The following is a 22245-nucleotide window of genomic DNA, read 5'->3' on the forward strand; positions in this document are numbered from 1 at the left end:
CCACCGGCCACTCAAGTCGTGCCGCCCTTGCCATTCTGGCAGATGCCGTCACTGGATCGTGACGCTTGTGCTACGTCCTGTGTCTGTTTGTCCAGCAATTATCGCATTTTATAGGCATCCCTGGCGGCATCCCTTGCCACCGTGACGCCGCCGGCCGCCTGCGCTAAACCACCGCCATAAGCCAGGAGGAACCGCAATGACCGCTATCAACATGAATTTCGCGTCCCCACGCCTGTTGCTGGTGTCTGCCGGCGCGGTTCGCCAGGTTGCCGAGGTGCTGGCGAAGTTCGGCCTGAGCAGGCCCCTGGTCGTCACCGATCCGTTCATGGTCAGCTCCGGCCACGTCCGCAATTGCCTGGATCCCCTGGCGGCGGCAGGCCTGGCTGTCTCGGTCTTCAGCGACACCGTGCCTGACCCGACCGACACGGTGATCGAGGCCGGCGTCGTCGAACTGAACAAAGGCGACTTCGACTGCCTGATCGGTTTCGGTGGCGGATCGCCCATCGACACCGCCAAGGCGATGGCGATCCTGGCGGCTGGCGGCGGCAAGATGCGCGACTACAAGGCGCCGTTCGCCGCCGACAAGGGCGCGCTGCCCATTATCGCCATTCCCACCACCGCCGGGACAGGCAGCGAATGCACCCGCTTCACGGTCATTACGGATACCGAGCGGGATGAGAAGATGCTGATCGCGGGGCTGGGGGCGCTGCCGCTGGCGGCCCTGGTGGACTACGAACTGACATACTCGGTGCCGCCCCGGACGACCGCGGACACCGGCGTGGACAGTTTGACCCATGCGCTGGAGGCCTATGTGTCGAAGCGCGCCAATCCGCTGTCGGATGCGCTGGCGCTGTCGGCAATGACGCTGATCGGCGCCAACATCCGCACCGCCTACGCCGAACCGCGCAACGCCGCCGCCCGCGAGGCCATGATGCTGGGTGCCTCCGAGGCCGGGTTGGCGTTCTCCAACAGTTCGGTCGCGCTGGTGCATGGGATGTCGCGGCCGATCGGCGCGCATTTCCACGTGCCGCATGGGCTGTCGAACGCGATGCTGCTGCCGGCGATCACCCGGTTCTCGGTGCCCGGGGCGGAGGCGCGGTATGCCGAGGCATCCCGGCGCATCGGTTTCGCGGCGCTGGCGGACGGGGACGCGACGGCGGCGGCAAAGCTGATCACCGGGCTGGAGGCGCTGAACCGCGACCTGTCGGTGCCGACGCCGGCGGCATACGGGATCGATGAGGCAGCGTGGACCGGAAAGATGGCGCTGATGGCCGAACAGGCGCTGGCGTCGGGCAGTCCGGGGAACAACCCGCGCGTGCCGACGGCGGCGGAAATCGTAGGGCTGTACCGGGAAGTTTGGATCGGCGCGGCAGCCAACCGGTAGGGCAGGGGACGAGGCTGTGAAGGAACCCCTGCTGATGGCTCACCGTCCGGCGCCGGTGGACTGAGAACTATTGAGCCGGATCGACTGCGGCTTATCCGTCATGGCCGGCCATGACAGTGAACGTGTGACCGGCCAGCCAGACCTTTCTGCCCGCCATTGCTATCCTGATGCCCTTTGGGGCGAACCCCGCGCAACGCGGAAACGGCGCGCTTGATATGACGCGCGTTGCACCGTGCCAGTATGTGCCGGTTGTGTTATCCTGACCGCCACAAACCCGGTCCTCGGCGATGCCGAACCAGAAACCAGGCGGGAGGCCCCAATGGCGGATCATGCACATCATACCGGTGACCGGACGGCTGGCCTGAACATGCGGCCGCGAGACCGGCGCATCGGCGCCGCGGGATACCTCGATCCAACCTTGCCGCCGCGCCTGCAGGAGGTTTTCGCCCGCGGCAAGGAAGCCATCGCCGAGGCGTTCACGGGTGTCACCGCGGAAGGCGGATCGCAATCCGGCCTGTTTCCGCTGCATCGCACCGGGATCTCCCTCGCGCCGATGATCGCCGCGGCCGACGGTTTCCTCGCCGCGCTGTCCACCGCCGAACGTGAGACCGCCCAGTTTCCGCCCGACAGTGAAGCCTGGCGCGCATGGTCCAACATCCACCCGTATCTGATGCGTCACGGCGTCTGCCTGAACGACCTGGGCGAGACGCAGCGCGCCGCCGCTTTGGCGCTGGTGCGCGAAACCCTCAGCGCCAGTGGCTTTACCACCGCCCGCAGCGTCATGAAGCTGAACGAGCACATCAGGGAGCTGACGGGCCGGTCCGAGGAATACGGCGAGTGGTATTACTGGCTCAGCATCTTCGGCACGCCGTCCGAGGATCAGCCCTGGGGCTGGCAGATCGACGGCCACCACCTGATCATCAACTGTTTCGCCCTCGGCGACCAGATCGTGCTGACGCCGAACTTCATGGGGTCGGAACCGGTGTTCGCCGCCTCGGGCCAGTATGCCGGCACGCGCGTGTTCGAGGACGAGGAGGCGAAAGGCTTCGCACTGATGCAGGCGTTGTCGCCGGCGCAGCGGCAGCAGGCCACCATCGGCACCGATCTGCCGACGGAGGTGTTCGCCGCCGCCTTCCGCGACAACCTGACGCTGAACTACCAGGGTATCCGCTACGACAGCCTGACCCCGGACCAGCAGGCAATGCTGGTCGAACTGGTCAGCGCGTATGTGGGGCGCATCCGGCCCGGTCATGCCGAAATCAGGCTGGACGAAGTAAAGGCGCATCTGCACGAGACGTGGTTCGCCTGGATGGGCGCCTGCGACGCCGCCAGTCCGTTCTACTACCGTATCCACAGCCCGGTCATCCTGATCGAGTTCGACCATCAGCGCGGCATTGCGCTCGACAACGACGAACCATCGCATAACCACATCCACACTTTGGTGCGCACACCGAACGGCAACGACTACGGCCGGGACCTGTTGCGGCAGCATTACGAGCAGCACGACCACTCGCACCCGCATACGCCGCATCGGCGAGGGTTGGAATGACGGCGATTTGGGGTTTGGCCGCTGTGGGGTTAGGCTAACGAAAAGCAAGTAAAGGAAACCGCCATGATCGACATGCATGCTCACTGGAAGCCCGCCGAAGTCGCCGATGCCCTGCGTGCCCGCACCAAGGAGCCGCGCATCCTGCGCAACGCGGACGGTGTCGAGGTGCTGAAAATGCCTCGGATGGGCGAAGAGGCGCTGGCCACTGCGTTCGATGACGTCGATGTTCATCTGACCCGCATGGACCGCCAGGGCGTCGAAATCAGCGTGCTGTCGCTGGTTGGTGGGTTCTGCTGGATCGAGGCGCAGCCGATGGACGTGGCGGGGCCGCTGTGCCGGCGGGTCAATGACCAGCTTTCGGCGATCTGCCAGGAACATCCCGGCCGCTTCGCCGCGTTCGCCGCGCTGCCGCTGACCGACATGACCGCCGCTGCGGCGGAATTGGAGCGGGTGCTGGCGCTGCCGGGCATGATCGGCGCGCAGATCCCGGGCAACTTGTTTCTTACCCGCGATGACGCCGAAGCGGCGCGCCCGTTGCTCGAGGTCGCCAACCGGCACCATGCGGTGCTGTTCATTCACCACGGTCCCCGGCCGGGTGACGCTTTCCCCAAGGTCGGCGGCGGCACGGACAACGCCCGCCGGCGCAACGGCACGCTGGACATGCAGGCCAGCCTGTCGTCGGTGATGGTCACGCTGTGCCTGACGGACTTCCTGGCGCCATATCCCGACGTAACGATCCAGGTGCACAATCTGGGCGGCAACATCCCCTACGAAGTCGAGCGGATGGACCATCGCAGCCTGCTCGATACGCCGGATGAGGAACTGCCGTCCTCGCGCTTCCGCAAGGCGAAGGTGTTCGTCGACTGCAACTCATTCGGTCCGCGCGCGATCGAAGCGGCGGTCAGCCTTTACGGTGCCGAACGCATCGTGTGCGGCACCGATGGCAGCGCCTTCGGCGTCGATTGGACGCGGAAGGCGCTGGCGGACGCGCAGATCGGCGAGGATGCGCGCGAGCAGATCCTGCACCGGAACGCCACGGCGATGATGGCTCGGGTCGTGAGGGCAGGGGAACGGGAGAAAGCCGCCGCCTGAGAGGCCGTCCGCAGGGGGCGGAAGCACGCCGCAAGCCAACGATAATGGCCCGTTCCCGGGCCATTATCGGCAGGACGACGTAACGCCCGGCTACTCCGCCGGCGCCATCCCGCTGATCAGGTCGGCCCGGTTCTTCGGCAGGATCAGGTGGATGCACAACGTCGCCACCACGTAAGCACCAGCCCCCACGAAGAACACCAGCGTGTAGTTGTTATGCGTGGCGTCCAGCACCCGCCCCACCACCGCCGCCGAGAACCCGGCGATGATCGAACTGATGCCGCCACCCAACCCCACCGCACCGGCCACGGCGCTCTTCGGCAGCGTATCGGACACCAGTGTGAACAGATTGGCCGAGAACCCCTGGTGCGCCGCCATCGCCAACCCGATCAGCAGCGTCGACTCCCAGATCGAGTCCATCATCGGCGCCAGGAACACCGGCAACGTACAGCACGCACACGCCAGCAGCGCCAGTTTCCGAGCCGTGAACACCTCGAACCCGGATTTGATCAGCCGCCCCGACAGCATCCCGCCGCCGATCGACCCGACATCGGTCATCAGGTAGATCACCACCAGCGGCAGCCCCAGCGCCAACAAATTCACATGGAACTTGGAGAACAGGAAGCTCGGTACCCAGTTGTTGTAGAACCACCAGACCGGATTGGTCAGGATGGCACCGACGATATAGACCCAGGTGCCCGGATAGCGCAGCAGCATGGCCCAGGGAATGTGCTTGCGAGGCACCTCCGGATCGCTCTCGATATACGCCAGTTCGGCGGCATTGACCTTCGGATGCTCTTCCGGTGCCCGGTACATCACCAGCCAGAACGCCACCCAGATGAAGCCCACCAAACCGGTCACGTAGAACGCCGCCTGCCAACCCCAGTTCACCGTCACGAACGCCGCGATCAGCGGCGCCAGCAGGCCACCGACGTTACTGCCCGAGTTGAAGATGCCGGTGGCCAACGCCCTGTCCCGCACCGGAAACCACGCCGCGACGGATTTGACGCAAGTGGGGAAGTTGCCGCCTTCACCGATCCCCAGCGCGATGCGCGCCGCGACGAAGCCGCCGACCGAGGTGACCAGCCCATGAGCCGCGGAAGCCGCGCACCAGATGATCGCCGCGACCGCCAGGCCGATGCGGATGCCCACCTTGTCGCTGAACGCGCCCATGCTGGCATAGCCGGCCGCGTAGGCCATGCTGAAGGCGAAGACGATGTTGCCGTAGTCGGTCTCGGTGAAATGCAGGTCGCCCTGGATGGTGGGCTTCAGCACACCCAGCAGGTTGCGGTCCATGTAGTTGATGGTGGTGATGACGAACAGCAGTCCGATGATCCACCACCGGTAGTGCCCGGCGTGCGCGGCGCCAGCCTCGGGCGGGGCGGCAGAGGTCGTTGGCGGCATGCGTTTCCTCCTGCGGATGCCGTGCCGGTTTTCCGGCATCGGGCGCCTGGACTGGCGCGATCATGCCTTTAACACAAGTCAAGCGCGATTCGAGCGTCCCGCCGCGGAACCCCTACACGATCCCGCGCAACCATCCGAACCATGACGACGGCCGCTCATTCACCAATCGCACCAGATCGGCGGCCAGCCCGTCGATATCCGGCGTCTTCGTTGCCATGGACGGCACCAGCAGCCTGGCGTTCAACCCCCGGTCGAAGACGTAGATGGCGGAACCGTGGATGACCTCGTATTTCGCCGGGTCGGGCGACGGCGTCACCGAGTAGGCGACGCGAAACCGCTTCGTCAGCAGCGCCAACTGGTCCGCGTCGCCGCGCAGGCCGACGAATTCGGGTCCGAACAGGCCGACATAGGCCTTCAGCACCGGAATCGTGTCACGCTTCGGATCGACGGTGACGAACAGGAAACGGATGTCCTTCACCGCCTTGCCGGTCTTGGCCAGCGCCGCCGCCACGTTCTGCATCGTCAGCGGACACACGTCGGGGCAGAACGTGTAGCCGAAATACAGCATCGTCACGTAGCCCACGTAGTTGTTCTGGAACACGGTCTGGCCGTCGGGCGTCGCCATCATGGTGAAATCCAGCGACGGCGAGGTCCCCGTCACATCGATATCGTGCCACCCCCCATCATCGGCTCGGGCGGCCGACAATGGCAGCGCCGCGGCCAGCAGCCCAAGCGCCTGGCGCCGATGCAGCGCGCCGGTCATCGCGTTCCGACCCCCTGGATGGCGAACGGCGCGCTGACCGAACCGCCATCGGCGAAGTGCAGCGTCACGGCCTCGGTGCCCTTATGGGTCAGCAGGATGCCGGTCGGCTGCATGCACATCAGGTGATAGCCGCCCGGCGAGAATCTGATGCTGCCGTGCGGCGGAACCGGCACCGAGTCGACCATGGCCATACGAGCCATGCCGCCGGTCTCGGTCGACTGGTGCAGCATCAGCGATTGGCAGTCGGGCGCGCTGGCACCGGACAGCGCCAGGGGCGTGTCGCCCCGGTTCTCCAGGGTGAAGTAACCCGCCGCCGGCCGTGACGGCAGCAGGACCTGCATCCGGCCCCCGGTCACCGCCACGTCGGGCGATGCGGCCCAGGCCGCCGGAGGCGCCACGGCCAGGGCGACCAGCAGGGCGCTAGCGGCCCGTCCAGCCATGCGACGAAACGCGGTTTCCGGGTGCGAACTCGATGTCATCTTTGCTGTTCCCGCCGCATTGGCGGTCCTCCTGTAGCCGGATGTTGTTCATCATCAGCATGAACGCAACTGAACTCATCATCGATGATGGAATCCAGACGACAAGGCCACCCAGATGCTGGTCCGTCAGCGCGCTGACCGAGGGAAACAGCCGGCCACACAGGTCGTAGTACGAATACATCGCCGTCATCCCGAACGTGAGCCGGGAGCCGAGGAGAATCTGCGGGAAAATGACCAGGATGCAGGTCGCCAGCCGCACCGGGTAGGAATGCCGGGCCGGCGGGGCAGGGCGCGGGTCGAGGATGAAGAACCAGAACAGCAGCCCGTCGATCACCATGCTGAGGTTCATCGTCATGTAAAGCACCGGCGAGATCATCGCGTGCAAATGCACATTCGGCAGCAGCCAGAACCACACCAGCCCGACGAACAGCACGCCGGCGACGACCGGGGTCTGCACGACGCGCAGCACGCGCTGGATCCACCGCGCACGCACCCATCGCCCCACCACATCCGGCATGCCGCGGCCGATGGTCTCGCCGGGCCAGGCCAGCGCGATCAGGAACGGACCAAGATGGTGCATCCCCAGGTGCTGCAACCGGTTCAGGAAGAACATGTGCTGCGACAGGTAGACGAAATGGGTCTGCATCGCGCCGTAGATCAGGCCGATGCCAATCAGGAAGGACGTCCGCCGCAGCCAGTGCGGCCGAGCCGCCGGTTCGGTCAGCACCAGGCCGCGCAGGTACCAGGCCAGCGGCAAAACGATCCCCAGATACTCGATCCAGGAGAAATCCCACGGCGCGATGGCCGGCATCTCGGCCGGGTAGGTCGCGCTGCCCCACCACAGCACGGCGCCCACCGCCACGACGAAGCCGGCCAGCAGCGCCGACGGATCGAGCGTGGCGGCGATGGTGCGTTGTTGCGTGCTCACGGGCAACGCATCGGATTGGCGGCGGCCGCTGACAAGTTACAAGCGGCTTAAGGGTTGCCGATGCGATCCGGATCACGCGCCGGCCTTGACGGACCGTCGTGGCGAGAACAAAGAGTGCGCCGCCGGCACGTCGGGCAACCGCGCATCTGACAATTGTGCATCGGACAACCACGCACTGGACAATCGCACCGGCCCCAGCGCATTAGGACCGCCGCCGAACGGACGGCACGGTGTCCAGGAGCCCCGCGCGTAAGACCATGATGTATTTCAGCCGCATGAAGACCACGCTCATCCTGGGCGTCTGCCTGCTTGGGGTACTCCTGGGTGTGCCGAATCTGTTCTCCGCCCCGGCCGCCTGGATGCCGTGGCGCACCGTTCACCTGGGTCTCGACCTGCGCGGCGGCAGCTATCTGCTGCTGGAGGTCGATATGAAGGCGGTGGTGAAGGAACGGCTGGACAGCCTGGCCGACAGCATCCGCCAGTCACTGCGCGGCGGCCAGATCTTCTACCAGACGCTGGAGCCGCAGGCCGACCAGAACCGGGTGCTGCTGAAGCTGCGCGACGCCACCAAGACCGATGCCGCGGTCGCCGCGTTGCGGCCGCTGATCAGCCCCGATGTCACCACCGGCCAGCCGGACATGGTCATCGCCTCCGATCCCAGCGGCACCATCACCCTGACCCTGTCGGCGCCTGCGCTCGCGGCCCGCGCGGCCGGCGCGGTGGACCAGTCGATCGAGATCATCCGCCGCCGCATCGACCAAACCGGCGTGGTCGATCCGGAGATCACCCGCCAGGGCGAAAGCCGCATCGTGGTGCAGCTTCCCGGCATCGGCGATCCGGACCGCATCAAGCAATTGATTGGCAAGACCGCGCACATGACGTTCCGGCTGGTCGATGAGGCCGCCACCGCGACCGCCAACGCCGGCGGCCCGCCGCCGCCGGGCGATGACTACCTGCCGATGCAGGACAACGCGAAGGAGAAGATCGCCGTCCGCAAGCGCATCGATGTCGATGGCGCGGACCTGACCGACGCCCGTGCCGGCACCAATCCCGACACCGGCGAGTGGGTGGTCAACTTCACCTTCAATTCCATCGGCGCCCGCCGTTTCGCCGATGTCAGCCGGGCGAACGTCAACCACCGCTTCGCCATCGTGCTGGATGACAAGGTGATCTCCGCCCCCGTCATCCGCGAGGCGATCACCGGCGGCCGCGGTCAGATCAGCGGGACTTTCAACGCCCAGTCCGCCAACGATCTTTCGGTGCTGCTGCGTGCCGGTGCCTTGCCTGCCCCGCTGACGGTGGTGGAGGAACGATCGGTCGGCCCCGAACTGGGTGCCGCCAGCATCCGGGCCGGGGCGATCTCGCTGGTCGCCGGCTTCCTGTTCGTCATCTTCTTCATGGCGTTTTTCTACGGGCTGTTCGGCTGGTTCGCGAACCTCGCCCTGGTGGTCAACCTGTTCCTGATGCTGGGCATCATGTCGATGCTGCAGGCCACGCTGACGCTGCCCGGCATGGCCGGCATCCTGCTGACCCTGGGCATGGCGGTGGACGCCAACATCCTGATCAACGAACGCATCCGTGAGGAACAAAGGCTCGGCCGTCCCCCTCTGGCAGCGCTGGAACACGGGTTCAGCCGAGCCTATAGTACCATTTTTGATAGTAATGCGACGGCGTTCCTGGCGCACGTCATGCTGTTCGTGTTCGGCTCCGGCCCGGTCAAGGGGTTTGCCGTCACCATCACCGTCGGCATCGCCACGTCGCTGTTCACCGCCTGGATGCTGACCCGGCTGCTGGTGTCCCGCTGGTATATCACCACGCGGCCGAAATTGCTGCCGGTCTGAGGGTTTTCGAATGTTCATCAAACCCCGCTTCCGCATCGTTCCCGACGGCACCCGCATCAAGTTCATGCGCGGCCGCTACATGGGCCTGATCGTCTCGGCGATCCTGTCCACGGCGTCGATCGTCATGTTCTTCTATCCCGGCCTGAACCTGGGCATCGACTTCTCCGGCGGCGTGGTGATGGAGGTCCACACCCAGGGCCCGGCCAATTTCGCCCAGATCCATGCCGCGCTGGCCGCCGACCATATCCCCGACCAGGGTGTGCAAAGCTTCGGCGATCCATCCGAGGTGCTGATCCGTCTCGGCACCCAGTCCTCCGAACAGGGCACCCAGGCCGCCGCCGCCCACGTCAAGACGGCCCTGGAGAAAGGCGTGCCCGGCGCCACTATCGAGCGTACCGACGTGGTGGGTGCCAGCGTGTCGGCCGAACTGTTCCGCAACGGGCTGCTCGCGCTGGGCATCAGCCTGCTGATGATCCTGGTCTATATCTGGTTCCGGTTCGAATGGCAGTTCGCCGTCGGCGCCGTGGTGACCCTGGTGCTGGATATCACCAAGGCCATCGGCTTCCTCGCACTGACCCGCCTCGATTTCGACCTGGTGATGGTCGCCGCGATCCTGACCGTGCTGGGCTATTCCACCAACGACAAGGTGGTCGTCTATGACCGGGTGCGTGAGAATCTGCGCAAGTACAAGTCGATGCCGCTGCGGGAGCTGATCGACCTGTCGATCAATGAGACGCTGAACCGCACTCTGGGCACGTCGATGACGGTGTTCCTGGCCAGCCTGCCGCTGGCGCTGTTCGGCGGCGAGTCGATCAGCGGCTTCGCCTGGGTGATGCTGTTCGGCATTGTCGTCGGCACGTCGTCGTCGATTTTCATCGCCGCGCCGATCCTGCTGTTCCTGGGCGAGCATCGCTTGCGCCGCGAATCCGTCGCTCCGCCCACGCCGGCGACCGCCAGCAAGCCCGTGGCGGCGCCGCGGCGGTGACCGTGCGCCGGCGTGGGTATCCGGCCGGCTTTCGCCGGCTTGGGTGTCCGGCCGGGTTGCGCCGGCGGGATCTGCTGGCCGGCCTGTCCGCCTCCACCGCTGCGACGCTGGCGCCCATGGCCGCCGGGGCGGATCAGCCGAAGCGCCCGATCACTCTGTTGCTGGGGTTTTCCGAAGGGTCGGTGCCCGACAAGGCGGCCCGTGACTTCGTGACGTTCCTCGCGCCGCATCTGCCGGCGTTCGACATCCGTCCGCGCTACCTTCCGGGGGAGGCCGGCCGCACGATGCTCGCCGCCCTGGGTGCGGCGGCGCCCGACGGCGCGACCATCGGCTGGGTGGTGACACCCACCCTGGCGGCCCGCATCATCGATCGCGGCGATCCGTCGCTGGGCGAATGCATCCGCATGATCGGCGAGGTCGAGCACGAACCGATCGCTTTCGTCTCGCCCTCGGCCGATCCGGCGGATTCCGTCCAGGACATTATCCGCAGGGCCGCCGACGACGCCGACGCGGTGCCGCTGGGCACCCCGCCGGCCGGCAGTCCGCCGCATCTGGCGGCGATGCGGCTGCAGGTGCTGGCACAGACCCAGTTGAACATCGTCACCTTTCCGTCCGCCGCCGCCGCTCGCCAGGCGGTGCTGGCCGGCAATGTCTCGGCCGCCGCGCTGGGTCTGTCGGCGGTGATCGGCGATGTGCGCGACGCCGACCTGACCGCCATCGGCATTGCCGCGGGGCGCCGGTTCGGCCTGCTGCCCGATGCCCCCATCCTGGACGAGGGCGGCATTCCGCTGGCCGCCTTCATCCGCCGCGGCATCGCGGTGCCGGCGGGAACGCCGCCGGAGCTGGTCGCGCCCCTTGCCGAGGCGATGCGCGCAGTGGTGCGGGACGATGCGTTCCGCGACCAGGTGGAGGCAAACGGCACCTACGCGTCCTGGCACGATGGGCCGGACTGGCTGAAGCAGATGCGGACCGAACAGGCGGAACTGGCGAAGTTGTGGGAGACCAATCCCTGGCTGTCGTCGTCCCGGGGATAATGCCCGGGCAGGATCGGGCCGGTCGCCAGCATCTTGTCGGCACTGCTCAGGCCCGCGAATCGCGGGAAGGACAGTCGCCCAGGTCCGCGGTCTATGCCGTTTTCACCTGGAAAAGGCGTGGATTCCGGCCGCCCTCAGCCTGGCGGTCGGGGCCGTCGGGTGACGCGAGCCGACCGCCATCGGCCTCGCACACCTGGTCGCGGCCGTTGTCCTTGGCGTCGTAAAGCGCGTCGTCGGCGATGCGGACAAGGTCTTCCGCGGTCATGACGGAGGCCAGCGCCGATGTCGCGGTGCCGATGCTGACGCTGACCCGCCCGATGTCCGAGTGGGCGTGCGGTGCGTTCAGGTCGGTGACGGTCTGGTGCATGCGTTCGGCCACCAGCCGAACCATCGCCGCGTCGGCGCCGGGCATGATGACGGCGAATTCCTCGCCGCCGTAGCGCGCCACGATATCGACGTCCTGGCGCACGCTGCTGCGCAGCGCCGTGGCCACCTGGCGCAGGCAGGCATCGCCGGCGACATGGCCATAGTGGTCGTTGTATTTCTTGAAATGATCGACATCGACCATGGCGATGGCGAGCCCGGCGCTGGTGCGCAGCGCCCGTTTCCATTCGTCGTCCAGCGCGTCCATGAAACGCCGCCGGTTGACCAGACCGGTCAGCGCGTCGGTGTTGCTCAACGCCTCCAGCCGCTGGTTGGCCGCCCGCAGCTCCCGCGTCCGTTCGGCGACGTTGCGTTCCAGCGAGGCGTACATCAGCGCGTTGTCGAGCGACACCGAGAGCTGTCCGGCGATCAGCGTCACCGCATCGAGCCGGTTGGCGGAAAAGGCGCCGCGACTCAGCCGGTTTTCCAGCAGCAGGATGGCCCGCGACACGCCCTGCTTGCGGATCGGCACGGCCAGCAGCGAGCAGCGGTCGGCGCCAGTGAAATACACGTCCCGGGCGAAGCGATCGTCGCGGATGGCGTCCTCGACGATCAGTGTCTCGGCGCTGTGCTGGACGTAGTGGAACACCGAAAGCGGCAGCAGGCGGCGCCACCCGGCCTCGGCGACCGCCATCACGTCGGCGGAGGACGCACCGGACACCGGCGGCAGATACCAACCGTCGCTCTCCTGGTCGTGCAGGACGATCTGGACGTTGGTCGCGCCGGTCAGCGCACTGAGGGTTTCGCTGACCCGGGCGTGCAGGCGATCCAGCACGGTTTCGGAACTCAGCGCCTGCGAGGCCCGCAGGATGCCCATCAGGTCGATCGTGTCCGCGGTCAGGCCGCCGCCGGTGCCGCGCGATTGACTGGTGCGGGCAGTGCCCGTCCGAACCGATGCGCTCAGCCTGGTGCCATGACGGGCCTGAAGCTGGGCCAGCTTGGCCTCGGCGCCCCAGGCCTTGTACAGGCCGTATGCCGCGGCCATCAGCGGCTGCCCGGTCTGGGTCAGCCCCTGTTCCAGATGCAGCATCGCCGCCCGTTCGGTCAGCAGGGCCTGGTGCCAGGGACGCTGGACGCGTCGGGCCACGGTGATGCCGGCATCGAAGGCGCACTGCGCCGCCCAGTAGTCGCCGTTCGCCCAGGCCAGTTCGGCGTCGAGCAGATGCACAAGATGCAGGTAGTTGCCCGGTGCGTCGGCCGCGCGCTGGGCCAGCCATGTCCGGTTGGCGTCGAATTCGGCGCGCAACGCGGCCCGGTCCGGCGCGTCGGCGGCACGCAGCCGGCGGGCGACGGCAAGTCCCCACAGCAGGTGCGTCAGCACCATGGGGTAAAGGCTTTCCATGTACGGCCGCAAATCCATCGCGGTGGCGGCATGGTGCGCCAGGGCGTCGCCGTCATCGAACAAGGCCGCCGTGAGGGCGCGATAGATGTGCAGGTAGGCGGTGGCCATCGCATTGGCGTCGAGGGCGGCCAGATGCCCTGTCTCATCGAACGTATCGTCGTAGAGGCCACCGGGCGATGCGGTCTGGCCGCGCAGCGCCCGGGCCACCTGACGGAACGTCACGAAGGTCGCCGCCGCCTGCTGATTTCCGGTGCGCGCCGCGAATGCCAGTGCGACGTCCGCCTCCGTCTCGCAGCGGCCGAGATCCGGCGCGGTTTCCAGCAGCACGGTCAACGTCGTGTAGTAGGTGAAGCTGGCGATTTGCAGTTCCCCGCCGTGCAGCAGGCCCAATCGCGCCCGACCGGCCTGCTCCGCGACCGTGTCGAGGTCGTCGAACCAATGCAGCGCGGTGCGTGCAAGCATATGGCGCACCTGGGACGTGGCGGGCTCGTGATGCCCCGCTTCGGCCAGTGACAGGACGTGGCGGATGACCCGTTGGCCGGTGCGGTAGTCCTGGCGCTGCCGGATCGTCTCGATCGCGGAGCACGACAGGATGCCCGCCAGCGGCCCGCATGGCCCGTGCTCGACCCAGAGCTGTTGGCCGAGCATGGCCAGCCGCATGTGGGTCGCGAAGTCGGAGTAGAAGGCCGGCGCCATCATGACGCTCATCAGGCGGGCCGCCGCGCGCATCGACGGGTCCGTCATGTCGGGCCGGTGCGCATCCCTTTCCATGTCGCCGTCGGCCCAGGCCCGGAACGCGTCCATCCGCCGATCCGCCTCGGCCTGCGTCGCATACGCGTCCGACGTCAGGCCGAGTCGTGCGAGCAATCCGAAGCCGAGCGCCAGTGCCTCCTGGTGGCGGTTACGGTTGGCGAGGCCGGAGATCTGCAGCCGGGTCGGCTCCACCAGCATCAGCGGGTCGTCGCAGGCCGGCGCCAGGGCGGCATAAACCCCGTCCGCCTCGCCCTGCCGGCCGAGGCAGCACAGGGCCTGGTGCAGGCCGATGCGAAGGTCCAGCAGCAATGCCTGGTCGTCCCCAGCCGCCGCCACAGGCGGGTCGGTCCCGCTCGCCATAGGCTCCAGCAGCTCCACCGCGGCGGCCAGCAGGCGTTCGGCGGCGGAGTAGACGGACGAAAAGCGCGCCGCGGCGGCGGCCTTGCGGAACAGTCCGACCGCAAGCCGCCGTTCGGCCGTGTCCCGTACACGGCCGGCGATCGGCAGGTATTGTTCGGCTGCTTTCCCCACATGCGCCGGCACCAGCGCCAGGCGCCGTGCGATGGCGAGGTGAAGGTCGGCCCGCCGATCGGGATCGAGGCCGTCGTACGCGGCCTGGTGGACCCGGTCGTGGCGGAACCGCACGGTTTCGCCGGCACCCGCCGACTGCACCGTGTTGTTGGACGACCAGACCAGAAGCCCTTCCTCCAGCGGTGCCATCAGCGCCTCGCGCACCGCGAAACTGTCCAGGCCGCTTGCCGCGTCCAGCACCCCGAGCTCGACCTCGCCGCCCAGGCAGGCCATCGTCGCGACGACCGACGGCGCGGGTTCCGGCAGGCTGGCGATCCGGTCGGTCAGCAGGGTCACCGCGTCCGCGCGATCGGTGTGCCAGCGGATGGCGGCGTCGTCCCATTCCCAGCCGGCGTTGCCCTGCGTCAGCAAGCCGTCGCGGCGCAGCGCATTCACCAGTTCCATGGTGTCGAACGGATTGCCGCCGGTCTGCGCGCCGATCGAGGCAGCCAGCCGCGTGGCATCGGTCGGCGTCAGGCGCAGCATTTCGCCCAGCAGGGTGGAGACATCGGCGGGCGGCAGGTTGGCCAGTTGCAGCACCCCCTGTTCCGGATCCTGGCGGGCGATCAACTGGGCGAGCGGATGGCCGGCTCCGACTTCCGCCGGACGGTAGGCGCCGATCGCGAACAGTCCGGGAATATTTTGGATCAGCATGGCCTCGAAAATCTCGATGCTGACCGGATCGGCCCATTGCAGGTCATCGAGGATGATCGCCACCGGCCGAGCCGGCGAAGCGATCACGCCCAGCAGCGCCAGGGTGAACGCGACCCCCCTGGCGCGGGCGGTGACGGAATCGGTCGGCGGCATCGGTGGCTGCGGCCCCAGCAGGGCCGGAAACTCCGGCGCGAAGGCGGCCGCCATGCCGGCGTTGTCGCCGACGGCCGCCATGATACGGGCACGCAGCGCGGCAACCTCGGCCGGCGATTCCGCCAGCAGCATGCGGCCCAGGCCGCGAACCGCCTGGGTGACCGGGCCGGACGCCGTGTCATGGCGGAACTGGTCCACCTTGCCGGAGACGAACCAGCCGAACCGGGCGGTGACGATCGGGCGCAGTTCCTCGATCAGGGCCGTCTTGCCGACGCCGGGCGCGCCGGCCACCAGGATGCCGCCGCCGCCTCGGACCGCCGCCTCGAAGGCTCGGCGCATGGCCTCGGTTTCCTGTTCGCGCCCGATCAGCCGCGGGGTCGTCAATTGCCGCGGGAAATCGCGCTCGCACAGCGGAAACGACCCATCCTCGCCGCCCGCCAGCGCGGCACGCAGGCGCGTCAGGTCGTGCGCCAGGCCCTCGGCGCTCTGGTAGCGGCGATCCGGCTCCTTCTCCAACAGACGCATGACGATATCGGACAGTCCGGCCGGGATTGCCGGATCGATGGCGATGGGAGGCAACGGCACGGTCGCGAGATGGTCGCAGATCACCTTCAACGGGTCGTCGGTCCGGAATGGCAGTCCGCCGGTGGCCAGTTCATACAGCGTGACGCCAAGGGCATACAGGTCGGTACGGTGGTCAACCGGACGTCCCATCCGCCCGGTCTGTTCAGGTGCGATATAACCCAGCGTTCCGGTGATTTCGCTGTGGTGGGTGAAGCCTGGACGTTCCTCGGCGAACGTCGTGGCCAGGTCGAAGTCGATCAGCACCGGCTGCCGCGTCACCCCCTGCAGCAGGATGTTGCTCGGGTTGATATCCTTGTGGAGCACACCGCGCCGGTGGATCGCGGCAAGGATGCGCGCCAGGCCGAGGCCGATCGCCGTGACGTCCGCCGGAGCGAAGGATCCGCCGGCACACAGCGTGTGCAGCGCTATGGCGCCTTCGTCCTCGAAGGTCAGCGTTCCGTCGTCGGGTGCCGCCGCGGCCAGCACCGGTATACCCTCGATCCCTGCGAGGCGTTCGAGAAGCCGTCGTTCGTGCAACAGCCGGGCAGCGGCGTCCGGTCCCAGTGGCCGCTTGCGGACCACCGCCCGTTCCAGCCCGGGCAGGTAGCCACGATAGACCAGGCTGTGATCGCTTTCGTGGACGATCTCGCGCGCCTCGATGCCGGCGTGCAGGTTGTCGCCGTCCAGTTGGAGCGGGACGGTCATGCCACCTTGGCCCAGGTGAAGTGGCACTTGGCCGGCCGCGCGGAGGGCGTGCGGGCTGCATTCCGCCCAACTGCCGAAGGGGCGGTGGCCGAATAGGCGGTTCCGGGACGATCCGGTGCGGTCTCGACGCCGGTTGTCGAAAACATCGGCTTGGCTCCGCGCCGGGATAATCCGGCCGCTAGGCTAGGGTGTATGTGACGTGCCAGCAAAACGCTAACAAAAGGTTAACAAATTCTTAAGTCGAGGCAGGACGGGGAGCGATCCACGAAAAGGCTGGCGCAGGTGTAGTTGATTTGTCGCTGAACTTGCAACTATTGGTAGTTCGTGCTGGATATTTTGGTTTTTATGGCGAAGTGGCGCTGTCGCCGCCTGGTCGCGGTGGCGGTGAAAGCCGGCCTGTCGCGCGAAGTCGTGCCGGCACATCGCGGGCCGGCCGCGACCGCGACGCGGATCGCCGATCGTCGGGCGAGGCTGGCCGCCGAAGCCCCGATGCTTGACTATTCTCAAATCAACACAAACCCTTGACGCAGGGGTTCCGACCCGCCATCAGTCCGCGCTCCCCGCTTGAGGGGCGTCCAAAGAAAGGTAATCTGATGCGGCAAACCCTGTCTCGCCGAGCGCTTGGTCGGTCGGCTGTTGCGATGGCTGGAACGTTCGGGGTTCTGCGCCACGCGCGGGGCGAGGCGCCGATCAAGATTCGCTGCTCGCTGGATACCGCGCCGTCCCACGTCCGCAACATTTCCATCGCCGACTACCTGCAGAAGGTCGAAGCCGCGACCGGCGGCAAGGTCACTAGTGAAATCTTTCCGTCCGGTCAGTTGTTTGCCGATCTTAACGTCGCCAAGGCGCTGCTGCAGGGCCAGGTGGACATGGCATGTCCCGGCAACTGGACGCAGACCGGCATCGTGCCCGATTGCGACTTCTGCCAGCTTCCCGCGTTCTACGGCCGCCCGATCGAAACGACGGAGCATGCCTCGGACGGCAAGCCCGGCGCCCTGATCGAAAAGCAACTGGAAACCAAGCTGCGGGTGAAGATCCTGGGGCCGTGGCTCGATCTGGGCTTCCAGAACTGGTACACGACCAAGAAGCCGCTTAACACCTCGGCCGACATCAAGGGCCTGAAAATCCGCAGCCCGGGCGGCGCGGGAATCAGCTGGCGGATCAATTTCTTCGGTGGCATCCCCAACGTCACCGCGTGGCCGAATGTGCCGCTGGCACTGTCGCAGGGCACGTTCGACGGGTTCGTTTCCACCAACGAAAGCTGCTCCAGCGCGAAACTGTGGGAAGCCGGGGTCAAGTATTCGTACCAGGACCATCAGTATGTCGGTCAGTACATGCCGATGATGAACGGCGCGTTCTGGGCCAAGCTGACGCCCGACATCCAGAAGACGATGATCTCGCTGTGGGCGGCCAACATCGGCACCTACCGCACCCATTCCGCCGCCCTGCAGTTGGAGGCGCGCAAGACGATGGAAAAGAACGGCGTGATCTTCACCGATCCGGCGCAGTCGATCCTTGATGCCGCCCGCAAGGCGCAGCAGGCCGACGTCGCCAGCCTGATCAGCGCTGCCAAGCTGTCGCCCGAGGTGGTCAAGCTGACCGAGGATTCCGTGAACGGCACCGCCTGACCATGGCCGCGGTACGCCCCGACACGATCTGGGACACGATCGAGCGCACGCTGGCCGGCGTCCTTGGCTTGCTCGCCATGGCGCTTGGCCTCGTGCAGGTCCTGGGACGCTATTTCTTCCCCGCCTATGCGATTTCCTGGGGCGAGGAGGTGATCGTCTATCTGGTCGTCTGGGGCGTGATGATCATCTCCAGCCAGTTGGTCCGCACCGACGGCCATGTGCGGCCCGACCTGGTGCTGCGCCTGGTGCCACCCGGCGGGCAGCGTTGGCTGGAGGCGTTCAACTGCATCGTGGCGCTGATCTTCTGTGCCGGCATGATCTGGTACGGCTGGCAGATCGTCGATACGTCGATGCTGCTGGACGAACGCAGCTCCAGCGGACTGCAGTTCCCGATGTGGATCTACTACAGCGCGTTGCCCGCCGGCGGCGTGCTGATGGGTGTGCGCTACCTGATCCGGCTGTTTCGTTACCTGTTCGTTTTCGATCCGAAGACGATGACGGTCGGGCACCATATCGCGGATCACGAGTTGCCGGCCAATCTCTCCGACCTGGCGAACCGCTGATCCGATGTGGCCTTTTCTTTTCCTGGTGATGTTCTTCGGCCTGCTGGCTGCCGGCATGCCGATTTTCCTGGTGCTGGGCAGTTGTGCCGCGGTGCTGTACGGCGTCTCCGGCCAGCCGATGATCGGCGTGGCGCAGGTGATCGTCGACCAGTTGAACTCCTCGACGCTGATGTCGCTGCCGCTGTTCGTCATGGCGGCGGCGTTCATGCGCCAGGGCGGCGTGGCCAAGGCGCTGGTGGATGTCTCGGCCGCGTGGCTGGGCGGCATCCGGGGCTCGCTGGGGCTGGTGACGGTGGTGGCCTGCACGCTGTTCGCGGCGATCTGCGGGTCGTCCGTCGCCACCGCGCTGGCGATGGGCACCATCCTGCTGCCGGCGATGATCGAGAAAGGCTACCCGCGCAGTTTCGCCCTGGGCGTGATCGGCGCGTCCGGCACCATCGGCATCGTCATCCCGCCCAGCCTGGCGCTGATCCTATACGGCATCGTGGCCGAACAATCGGTGCCCCGGCTGTTCCTGGCCGGCATCCTGCCCGGCCTGCTGCAAGCCAGCGCGTTCTTTGCGTGGGTCTGGTACGATGCGCGCCGGCGGAACTTCCCGAAAGAGGCGGCGCTGCCCGTCGGCGACCGGCTGCGTGTGACGGCACGAGCACTGCCGGCGCTGGCGGTTCCCGTTGTCGTGCTGGTCGGCATCTATGGCGGTATCGTCACGGTGACCGAGGCCGCCGCGCTCGCCGCCGTCGCGGCCCTGCTGGTCAGCCTGATCTTTTATCGCGGCTTCCGTGTCTCGCAGACCGTATCGGTCATCGCCGATGCGCTGCGCAGCGCCGGCACCATTATGCTGATCGTCGCGAGCGCCCTGGCGTTCGGCCATTGGATGACCGAATCGGGCGCGCCGGCGAAGCTGGTGGAATGGGTGCTGGCGCACAACCTGCCGACCTGGGCGTTCCTGCTGACGATGAACGTGCTGCTGCTGATCCTGGGCTGCTTCCTGGAAGTGGTCGCGGCGCTGCTGCTGGTGATCCCCATCCTGGCCCCGGCGCTGATCCCGCTGGGCGTCGACCCGGTGCATTTCTCCATCATATTCACGCATAACATGGAGATCGCGCTGATCCACCCACCGGTCGGCCTGAACCTGTATGTGCTGTCCACCATCTCCGACGCGCCGATCGGCGAGGTGATCCGGGGGATCCTGCCGTTCCTGATCCTGCTGCTGATCGTGTTGGGGATCATCACCTATGTGCCGGCACTGACGATGTGGCTGCCGAATTTGGTCTATGGTCACTGACGGTCGGAACTCCGTCCTGATCATTGCCCCTTTCGCCGGGGGCGGCCAAAGATCCAGATTTTCACCAAACCTGCGCCCGCCTCGTGCGGCGTGGCATGGGAAATACGATCACGTTGTACGGCTTCCAACTTCGGACTGACCGCAAAGGTTTCTCTTTGCGGTTGAGCCAGGATTCCGAACGGTTTTTAAAAATATGCTGCTGTTTCACTCGTGGGCCAGTCCCGACAGGTTCGGGGTACGCGGCTGGTGGACGGAAAAGCTAGTTCACCGTCACCTGCGTCTTGACGGAGTTCGCAATGAAGCAAGCCTCGTGAGCTTCATGATGCATCTGCTCCAGCTTCGTCTGTTGCGGAGCTTCGCCTACCCACTCGATCCGGGGATGCAGGGCAACCTTCGTCACGGCGTGCTTCCCCGGCGCAATTTCTTCCATCACGCCCTTCGCATGGTCACGATAGGCAGCGACGGTGAATCCTGCGAGTCGGGCCACGTGCAGGAACGACAGCATATGGCAGTTCGACAGGGCGGCGACGAGCATCTCCTCCGGGTCAACGGCTGCTTTCACGGCCCACTTGCCGACAACGTGCGGTGACGCAGAGGCGGGAACGACCGTACCACCGTCAAAGCTCAGGGTGTGGCCTCGGCTATAGCGGCCTTTGGCAAAGTCTTCGCCGTCGGCCAACTTCCAATCGACGTCCGCAGTATAGGTTGCCATCGCTCTCCACCCTCCCGGCGCCAAACCACCGTCGTCAAGACGGAGGCGGGATATGCCCGTGGCACAGTGGGAGCGTCAACCGGTTGCAGGGCGATCTGCGACCGGCTGCTGTGGCAGATGTGGGCGGCAACGGCGGCCAGTACAACGAGGCCGGTGACGGATGCCGATTGGGTCGCCCGAGGCATGCACGACGTCGGTGACATTCACGACTATATCGAGACGTTCAGCCCCACCGCCGCCCGCAACGGCAAGCGGACCACCTTCAAGGCATTACCAACCGGCTAGTCCCCGTGCGTGCGGCCGTAGGCAATACCGGCCTGCACCTCCTCAATTGCCTCCGCAACGAGCTTGCGCGCGGCGGCAGCGTGGCCAGCTTTATTCTGCGTGACTTTCTGCAGTTCGCTCTGAGCTGCTTCCAGCTTATGCAGGGAACTCTCCATCTGCGGCTGGGCCGCAAACGCCAGCCCGAAACTCATAGGCAGAATAAGTGCCGCGGCCGTGCCGATGATGATCGCCTTATTAAGTCCAGCCATTTTAACGCTCCTCAAGTATCGTCCGGCCTCACGACTAGAGCCGCCATACCCCGCTCGGAAACGAATTGTGCTGATGACCGGTATCAGCGATACCGATAGCATGACACGACCCAGTGCGATCGACCCCGACCTGCTCCGCAGCTTCCTCGGCATCGCGGAGACCGGAAGTTTCACCCGGGCGGCCCAGATGGTCGGGCGCAGCCAGTCCGCCGTCTCCATGCAACTCCAGCGGTTGGAGACCCTGCTCGGGCACAGTCTGCTGTCGCGCGGCAAGGGCGGCGCCGTTCGCCTGACCCCCGAAGGGAGCCGCCTGCTGGAGCGTGCCAAGGAAATGCTGTCCATCAACGACGCGATCTGGGCCGAGTTCAGGGGACTCGACACCAGCCACCAGGTCCCGCCCGACGATTACGCCTTGCCCCTGAAAGCACAGCGTGAGGCGTTTACCGCCCAGGTGATGCTGACGCTGCTGACAAACGAAAAATTTGGCGATGCCTACGCCCTGGTCATGCGCTGCGTTGAGAAGGGCATCGTCGTTGACGCTGTAACGCTCGATTCAAAAGATGACACGCTCTACATGGCTCTGCTGAGCATGTTGGAGTATATTTCGATCAACTTCCTCTCCAACACGCTCGACCGGGATATCGTCTTGCGACAGCGGCGATCGGGTCTGCTCCGGGTCTACGAGACACTGGCAGGCTACATCGCGCATAAGCGCCAGGTCTGGAACCGGCCGAACGCCTATCGTTCATTCGAAATATTCATCAAGCAGCACGTCATGAAGAACGACGGCGGTGCGGGGGCCGGATCAGATCCCGCCGATGCGTTGGTTGCGCCTTATCACCAACCCCTCCCTTGGTGATGCCGTCACGCACGACCCACATGTGATTGCCGCGCGGCAGCGGGA

At 66.3% G+C, this 22245-nt stretch carries 18 protein-coding genes; 11 read left to right on the forward strand and 7 right to left on the reverse strand.

All coding sequences use genetic code 11. The annotated features are described in order from the left end of the window. Window positions 1-196 precede the first annotated feature (196 nt). The 3 genes from GSQ89_RS21845 (at window position 197) to GSQ89_RS21855 (ending at window position 4025) form a co-directional block, all read left to right on the forward strand. A complete protein-coding gene (locus GSQ89_RS21845) occupies window positions 197-1384 on the forward strand; it encodes an iron-containing alcohol dehydrogenase (protein ID WP_216856312.1) in 1188 nt (395 codons plus the stop codon). Between the two features lie 319 nt (window positions 1385-1703). Further along, complete coding sequence (locus GSQ89_RS21850; protein ID WP_158929161.1) at window positions 1704-2933, forward strand: DUF3500 domain-containing protein; 1230 nt, start codon at window positions 1704-1706, stop codon at window positions 2931-2933. A 63-nt stretch (window positions 2934-2996) separates the two neighbouring features. Then, the gene (locus tag GSQ89_RS21855; RefSeq protein ID WP_158929163.1) at window positions 2997-4025 is read left to right on the forward strand and encodes an amidohydrolase family protein; all 1029 of its coding nucleotides are present in this window, start codon (window positions 2997-2999) and stop codon (window positions 4023-4025) included. Between the two features lie 90 nt (window positions 4026-4115). Here GSQ89_RS21855 and GSQ89_RS21860 read toward each other — a convergent pair whose 3' ends face one another. The 4 genes from GSQ89_RS21860 to GSQ89_RS21875 all read right to left on the reverse strand — a co-directional run bounded on the left by GSQ89_RS21860 (window position 4116) and on the right by GSQ89_RS21875 (window position 7596). After that, window positions 4116-5426: an MFS transporter gene (locus GSQ89_RS21860; protein ID WP_158929165.1), complete on the reverse strand. Its 1311-nt coding sequence runs from the start codon at window positions 5424-5426 to the stop codon at window positions 4116-4118. Window positions 5427-5538: 112 nt separating this feature from the next. Continuing rightward, window positions 5539-6189: an SCO family protein gene (locus GSQ89_RS21865; protein WP_158929167.1), complete on the reverse strand. Its 651-nt coding sequence runs from the start codon at window positions 6187-6189 to the stop codon at window positions 5539-5541. After that, on the reverse strand, window positions 6186-6629 hold the full coding sequence (locus GSQ89_RS21870) for a copper chaperone PCu(A)C (protein ID WP_158929169.1): 444 nt from the start codon (window positions 6627-6629) through the stop codon (window positions 6186-6188). The genes GSQ89_RS21865 and GSQ89_RS21870 overlap by 4 nt, the downstream gene beginning before the upstream one ends. Continuing rightward, window positions 6610-7596 (reverse strand): cytochrome c oxidase assembly protein, encoded by a 987-nt coding sequence (locus GSQ89_RS21875; protein WP_158929171.1) that lies wholly within the window; start codon window positions 7594-7596, stop codon window positions 6610-6612. Before GSQ89_RS21875 ends, GSQ89_RS21870 begins: the two co-directional genes overlap by 20 nt. 257 nt (window positions 7597-7853) lie before the next feature. Between GSQ89_RS21875 and secD the strand changes: the two genes are divergently transcribed. From secD to GSQ89_RS21890, 3 genes are read left to right on the forward strand one after another with little or no spacing between them, the layout of a single operon-like run. Further along, window positions 7854-9437 carry a protein translocase subunit SecD gene (gene secD, locus GSQ89_RS21880; protein ID WP_174254909.1) on the forward strand — a complete coding sequence of 528 codons (1584 nt, stop codon included), beginning with the start codon at window positions 7854-7856 and terminating at the stop codon, window positions 9435-9437. A 10-nt stretch (window positions 9438-9447) separates the two neighbouring features. Then, window positions 9448-10422, forward strand: coding sequence for a protein translocase subunit SecF (gene secF / locus GSQ89_RS21885; protein WP_158929173.1), 975 nt, complete (start codon window positions 9448-9450; stop codon window positions 10420-10422). Further along, complete coding sequence (locus GSQ89_RS21890) at window positions 10419-11456, forward strand: tripartite tricarboxylate transporter substrate binding protein (protein WP_158929175.1); 1038 nt, start codon at window positions 10419-10421, stop codon at window positions 11454-11456. Before secF ends, GSQ89_RS21890 begins: the two co-directional genes overlap by 4 nt. A 91-nt stretch (window positions 11457-11547) precedes the next feature. Here the strand turns inward: GSQ89_RS21890 and GSQ89_RS21895 are convergent, their stop codons facing one another. Further along, a complete protein-coding gene (locus GSQ89_RS21895) occupies window positions 11548-16620 on the reverse strand; it encodes a diguanylate cyclase (protein ID WP_158929177.1) in 5073 nt (1690 codons plus the stop codon). 593 nt (window positions 16621-17213) lie between these two features. On the opposite strand from GSQ89_RS21895, the gene dctP reads away from it, so the two are divergent. From dctP to GSQ89_RS21915, 3 genes are read left to right on the forward strand one after another with little or no spacing between them, the layout of a single operon-like run. After that, complete coding sequence (gene dctP, locus GSQ89_RS21905) at window positions 17214-18248, forward strand: TRAP transporter substrate-binding protein DctP (RefSeq protein ID WP_158929181.1); 1035 nt, start codon at window positions 17214-17216, stop codon at window positions 18246-18248. Window positions 18249-18250: 2 nt separating this feature from the next. Next, complete coding sequence (locus GSQ89_RS21910; RefSeq protein WP_158929183.1) at window positions 18251-18811, forward strand: TRAP transporter small permease; 561 nt, start codon at window positions 18251-18253, stop codon at window positions 18809-18811. A gap of 4 nt (window positions 18812-18815) precedes the next feature. Beyond that, on the forward strand, window positions 18816-20096 hold the full coding sequence (locus GSQ89_RS21915) for a TRAP transporter large permease (protein ID WP_158929185.1): 1281 nt from the start codon (window positions 18816-18818) through the stop codon (window positions 20094-20096). Between the two features lie 259 nt (window positions 20097-20355). Here the strand turns inward: GSQ89_RS21915 and GSQ89_RS21920 are convergent, their stop codons facing one another. Next, window positions 20356-20808, reverse strand: a complete 453-nt coding sequence (locus GSQ89_RS21920; RefSeq protein ID WP_158929187.1) for an OsmC family protein — start codon at window positions 20806-20808, stop codon at window positions 20356-20358. Window positions 20809-20874: 66 nt separating this feature from the next. Between GSQ89_RS21920 and GSQ89_RS21925 the strand changes: the two genes are divergently transcribed. Continuing rightward, window positions 20875-21093 carry a hypothetical protein gene (locus GSQ89_RS21925; RefSeq protein WP_158929189.1) on the forward strand — a complete coding sequence of 73 codons (219 nt, stop codon included), beginning with the start codon at window positions 20875-20877 and terminating at the stop codon, window positions 21091-21093. Here GSQ89_RS21925 and GSQ89_RS21930 read toward each other — a convergent pair. Next, window positions 21090-21341: a hypothetical protein gene (locus tag GSQ89_RS21930; RefSeq protein WP_158929191.1), complete on the reverse strand. Its 252-nt coding sequence runs from the start codon at window positions 21339-21341 to the stop codon at window positions 21090-21092. The two genes, GSQ89_RS21925 and GSQ89_RS21930, sit on opposite strands and share 4 nt — an antisense overlap. 73 nt (window positions 21342-21414) lie before the next feature. Here GSQ89_RS21930 and GSQ89_RS21935 point away from each other — a divergent pair, with 73 nt between their 5' ends. Continuing rightward, window positions 21415-22200, forward strand: a complete 786-nt coding sequence (locus GSQ89_RS21935; RefSeq protein ID WP_254073311.1) for a LysR family transcriptional regulator — start codon at window positions 21415-21417, stop codon at window positions 22198-22200. Window positions 22201-22245: the final 45 nt, after the last annotated feature.

The sequence above is a fragment of the Acidisphaera sp. S103 genome (genome assembly GCF_009765975.1).
Taxonomy (GTDB): Bacteria; Pseudomonadota; Alphaproteobacteria; order Acetobacterales; family Acetobacteraceae; genus Rhodopila.